Annotated in this window: 4 protein-coding genes; 2 read left to right on the top strand and 2 right to left on the bottom strand. The window is 64.5% G+C overall.

The window, feature by feature from the left end; genetic code table 11:
* Positions 1–458 (top strand): M20/M25/M40 family metallo-hydrolase (locus EN943_RS34975; protein WP_127416374.1); only part of this gene is annotated, 458 nt, incomplete at its 5' end.
* 49 nt (positions 459–507) lie between these two features.
* Here the strand turns inward: EN943_RS34975 and EN943_RS34970 are convergent.
* The gene (locus tag EN943_RS34970; protein WP_127416373.1) at positions 508–1,812 is read right to left on the bottom strand and encodes a M23 family metallopeptidase; all 1,305 of its coding nucleotides are present in this window, start codon (positions 1,810–1,812) and stop codon (positions 508–510) included.
* 150 nt (positions 1,813–1,962) lie between these two features.
* Positions 1,963–2,430, bottom strand: coding sequence for a peroxiredoxin (locus EN943_RS34965; protein WP_127258257.1), 468 nt, complete (start codon positions 2,428–2,430; stop codon positions 1,963–1,965).
* 95 nt (positions 2,431–2,525) lie between these two features.
* On the opposite strand from EN943_RS34965, the gene EN943_RS34960 reads away from it, so the two are divergent.
* The coding region (locus tag EN943_RS34960; RefSeq protein ID WP_127416372.1) for a DUF3971 domain-containing protein at positions 2,526–4,812 on the top strand (2,287 nt) is incomplete at its 3' end.

Below are 4,812 nucleotides of genomic sequence, written 5' to 3'. Positions count from 1 at the left end.
GCAACGCCTATAATGTCACCGCCGGCAGGGTCGCGTTGAAAGGCACCATCCGCAGCGGCAGCGATGCAACCCGCGAGCGGGCCTGGCACCGCGTCCGTACGATAGCCGAGGGGATGGCGACGAGCCACGGCGCGCGTGTCGAGGTCGACATCCACAAGGGCGAACCGGGTGTCGTCAACGATGTCGAGATGACCGAGCTGATTGCCGCCAGCGCCAAGGCCTGCATCGGATCCGACAACGTCCTCAACACGCCCGGATGGACGATCGCGGACGACTTTGGCTACTACAGCGAGAAACGTCCTTCGGTCTATTTTCGGCTGGGAATCCGAAACGAGGAGATCGGATCGGTCTTTCCGCTCCACCACGCCCGGTTTCGTGTCGACGAGGCCGCGTTGAAGGTCGGCGCGGCCACTCTGGTTGCGGCTGCGACGGCGTTTCTGTCGATGGAAGCGCCTTAGTCAGCCATCATGATGGTCATCGGTGCATGGGGCAGGAGCCCAGGATCGCTTACAGATACTGCGCGACCTTCCTGCCGACCGTGAGGAAGCGCAAGGGATCGATCGCTTCGCCATTGTGGCGGACTTCATAGTGCAGATGCGGACCGGTCGAGCGGCCGCTGCTGCCAGTCTTGCCGATGACGGCGCCGGCGTCCAGTTTCTCGCCGACGGTCACGTCGATCTCGCTGAGATGCCCGTAACGTGTCGCAAAACCATTGCCGTGGTCGACTTCCACCATGCGGCCATAGCCGCCGTTCCAGCCGGCCTTGGTGACGGTGCCGGGCGCGGTGACCTTGGCGGCCATGCCGATCGGCGCCCTGAAATCCATGCCGGAATGCAGTGCCGCGGTGCCGAGGATCGGGTCGGTGCGCACGCCGAACGGGCTGGTGACGGAGTGGCCCGGTGCGGGGTTGGTCAGCGGCAGCTGGCGCGCTTCCTTCTTGAGATGGTCGAGCGCATCCAGCGCTTCGTCCAACTCCTTGACCTTGCTGTCGAACATCATCGAGGAGTCGAGCGGGATCAGCGGTCCGCCGACATCGCTGTCGCCCTTGCCGAAGTCGCTGTCGACGGGCAGTCCGGCCGCCTCGAGCGCCTGGGTGATGGCATCGGCGCTCTTGTAGGCATTGTCGGCAAGCGTGCTGATGCGGGTCAACTGGTCGCTCTCGATGGATTTCAACGACTGGTTGATCGAGACGAAGAGCTTGTCGGCACGATCGGCGGCTGAATCGTTGGGCAGCGGATCGGAGCGGGTCGACCATAGCGAGAACGGCCTTGTGTCGCCGGCGCCGAGATCGGCGCTCAGGCTGGCGACCGCATAATTCCGCGCAGGCACCTGGATGCTGCCGGTCACTTCGGCGCGTTTGTCCGGCTTCGCAACCGCTGCCGGATCTTCGGCCGGCGCTGCGCCGACTTCGCTCTCGGCGCGTTCGAGCAGCGGGCCAAGGCGGCCGTGACGCTGGCTCAACTGGCTCTGCCGTTCAAGCAGTTCGCTGACCTTGGTTTCCATCAGCTGCTGGTCCAGCAACTGCCGGCTGGTGATGCGGTCGACCTGGGCGCGAAGCGCCGAAATGCGATCTTCATAGGCTTGCTGCATGCGCGCCTGACGCGCCGTGGTGGCGCCGATCAAATCGTCGCGCAGCACGAGATAGGAGGTGGCCATGAGGTAGCCGATGGCAATGGCGGCCAACGCGGAGCCGATAAAGGCCGCCAGCCACGGTCGGATCGTAAAATGCCTGATCTCGTTGCCCCGGGCGATGATGACCGTATGGGGCTCCTTACGCCTGCCGAAGACTGCGGACTGACCGGTTGCGTTCACGGGACCAAGCTTTCGTTTACGACACACGACAGCTTGACTACACATTATTAAGGTTAACAAAGACTTGCAGCGCCGACTTGCCCGCAGCGATTGCCCGCCAGGCGTGCGTAAGGTTGTAAGGGAAACTGGCCAGCCTCCGCCGGCAAAACCTCAAAGCGCCCGAACGGCCTCAAGCACTTCTTCCGCATGGCCCTTGACGCGGACCTTGCGCCAGATTCTGGCGATCCGCCCGTCGCGGCCTATCAGGAACGTCGCGCGCTCGACCCCCATATACTTGCGGCCATACATCGATTTCTCGACCCACAGATGGTAGGCCTCGATCACCTTGCGCTCCTCGTCGGCGGCGAGGTCGATGGTGAGATTGTATTTCGACTTGAACTTGTCGTGCTTCTTGACGGGGTCGGGGGACAGGCCGATCACCACGGCGCCGGCCTTCTCGAAGTCCGGCTTCAGCTGCGAGAAGCTGATCGCCTCCTGCGTGCAGCTTGTTGTGTCGTCCTGCGGATAGAAATAGAGCACGATGGGCTTGCCGGACGATGCGGCAAGGCTGACTGATCCACCGCCGTCCCGCGGCAGGTCGAATTGCGGCGCGAGATCGCCTACGTCGAGGTCAGCCATACCGATGCCCTTGTTTGAGGTTACGCGCGAAGCCACACCGATATAGTGTCGGACGGGGATTCGTCCACGATCGAGTTCGTACAACGGAAAATTGCGTGGATCAGGAGCGACCGCAGCACGAGAAGATCCGGTTCAGGCGTGATGAGATCACCGACCTGGGGACCTTTCCGTCCGCCTGCCGTGTGCCGCCGCTTGGTCAGGCGTCGATCGGACGCGGTTTTCGCATCCTGTCGCGATTGTTCGCCGGTCTGGTCGCTTTCGTGCTGCTGGCTGCCGTGCTCGTTTATCTGGTTGGCGCCTCCGGCATCGGAGCCGACCGGCTTCGCACCGAGGCGGAAACGGCGCTTGAGAAACTGGCGGGCGTCGATGTCAATGTCGCGGTCGGGCCTGCCCGCATCACGCTCGACGGTTCGAGTTTCATCGCGCTTCAAGTCAGCGACGTCAGCTTGAAGACATCGGACGGCAAGCCGATGGCCGATGCCGGCCGCGTGCGCTTCGGCGTGCGTCTGTTCCCGCTGCTGTGGGGAGATGTGCGGCTGACCAGCGCCAGGATCTCGGATGCCCGCATCGTCGTGGCGGCGATGCCGTCAGGCGGCGACTGGACCGCCGGCCTGCGCAATGCGGACGGCCTCATCGATCCGGAGAAGCTGTCCGCCGCGGTGTTCGGAAACATCAACCACGCACTCGATGCCGTGCGGGAGGATTCGCTGCGCCGGATCGATCTTCGCAATGTCGAATTCGTGCTGCCAGAAACCGCAGCGATCAAGCTCGTCAAGATCGCCGACGCCACCGTCGTGCAGTCGGGCCCGGGCGGCATGCAGTTTTCCTCGACGGCTGACATCGACGGCAGGACGCTTACCGTTGCCGCTACCGCCACCCGTGATATCGCGGCGCACCGGGTCACGGCGCTGGATGCGAGCGTCGACCTGGCCGATGCCGGCGACGCGGCGTCCGCTGCCGGCAAGTTGGGAACCGTCGCGCTGAAGCTGACGGGATCGGAAGGGTTCGGCGTGAACGCATCGCGGCTGACGGCTGCTTTGTCATCGACGGGTTCTGTCCTCGATCTCGGCACACGAGGACTGCTGCCGGCGGACGTCGATATCAATGCGACGCTGGTTGCGGGCAGCAACAAGGTCCAGGTCGACAGATTGCTGCTGAAGACAGGCCGCTCGACATTCGATTTCGCCGGTTCGATCGGGCCGAAGCCGGCAAGCGGAGCGGCGGGTGAAGAACCCTCCTATCGCTACGACCTGACCAGCGACGGGTCATCGCTTGCGCCCTCGGAGTCGCCCGAGCCGGCGCTCACCTTCCTCGCCCGGGTTGCCGGCGTCTACAACACGGTGAGCCACAAATTGGTCGCCGAGCAGATCGCGCTCCGGTCCGCCGGCTCCGGCGAGATGCTTGGCACCGCCGCCGTGGCGTTCGTCGACGGCAAAGTGCCGGGGATCAATCTGGCGTTCAACATCCACGACATGCAGGTCTCTCACGTCAAGCAGCTATGGCCGTGGTTTTCGGCGCGCAATGCCCGGCTGTGGGTGCTGGCCAATCTGTTCGGCGGCCGTGTCGTCGACGCCAACCTTCAGTTCCAGGTGGTGCCAGGCCGGCTCGGCAACGGCGTGCCGCTTTCGGCCGAAGAGGTGTTCGGCCGCTTCCAGATCGAGGGATCGCGATTTGACACCGCCGGCCGCATCCCGCCGATACGCGACGCGGTCGGCGTCGTCGGTTTCCACGGCAACGATGTCGATATCTCCCTGTCCTCGGGCACCGTCTACATGCCCAGCGGCCGCACCGTGGCGGCCAGCAACGGCACGCTGACGGTCAAGGCGGCCAACCGCCCGCCGGTCGTCGGCGCGCTCGACATCGATGTCGATGGCGACGCATCCGCCGTTGCCGAACTCGCATCCTACGAGCCGATCAACGCCATGCACCATGTCGGCATTCTGCCGGAGGACCTGTCGGGCAGCGTCACCGGCCACGTCAAGGCGGATATTCCGCTGCAGTCCGGCGTCGACTCCTCGAAGCTCGATTGGCTGGTGTCGCTCGACTACAGCGGCATGTCCTTGGCCAAGCCCTTCGAGGGCCAGACCGTGACGGATGCCGACGGTTCGATCACGGTCGATCCCGAGAAGGCGGTGATCTCCGCCAAGGCATTGCTGAACGGCATTCCGGCCGAACTCGATCTGGTAGAGCCGCTCAGGGATGACGGGCCGGCGCGCAGCCGCAAGGTGGCCCTGGTGCTCGACGACAAGATCCGCGCCGCCGCCATGCCCGGCCTGAAGCCGCTGCTTGCCGGAACGGTGAAGGTGGCGATCGACAAGAACGGCAGCGGCGACCAGAAAGTCTCGGCCGATCTGACCAACGCCAGGCTGGACATTCCCTGGG

Source organism: Mesorhizobium sp. M7A.F.Ca.US.006.01.1.1, assembly GCF_003997935.1.
In the GTDB taxonomy this organism is placed as follows: Bacteria; Pseudomonadota; Alphaproteobacteria; order Rhizobiales; family Rhizobiaceae; genus Mesorhizobium.
This window is presented reverse-complemented; position numbering and strand designations above follow the sequence as displayed.

What these genes read in the sequence shown, in the direction of transcription:
- EN943_RS34965 (WP_127258257.1), bottom strand. Translation starts at nt 2,430, where the DNA reads ATGGCTGACCTCGACGTAGGCGATCTCGCGCCGCAATTCGACCTGCCG.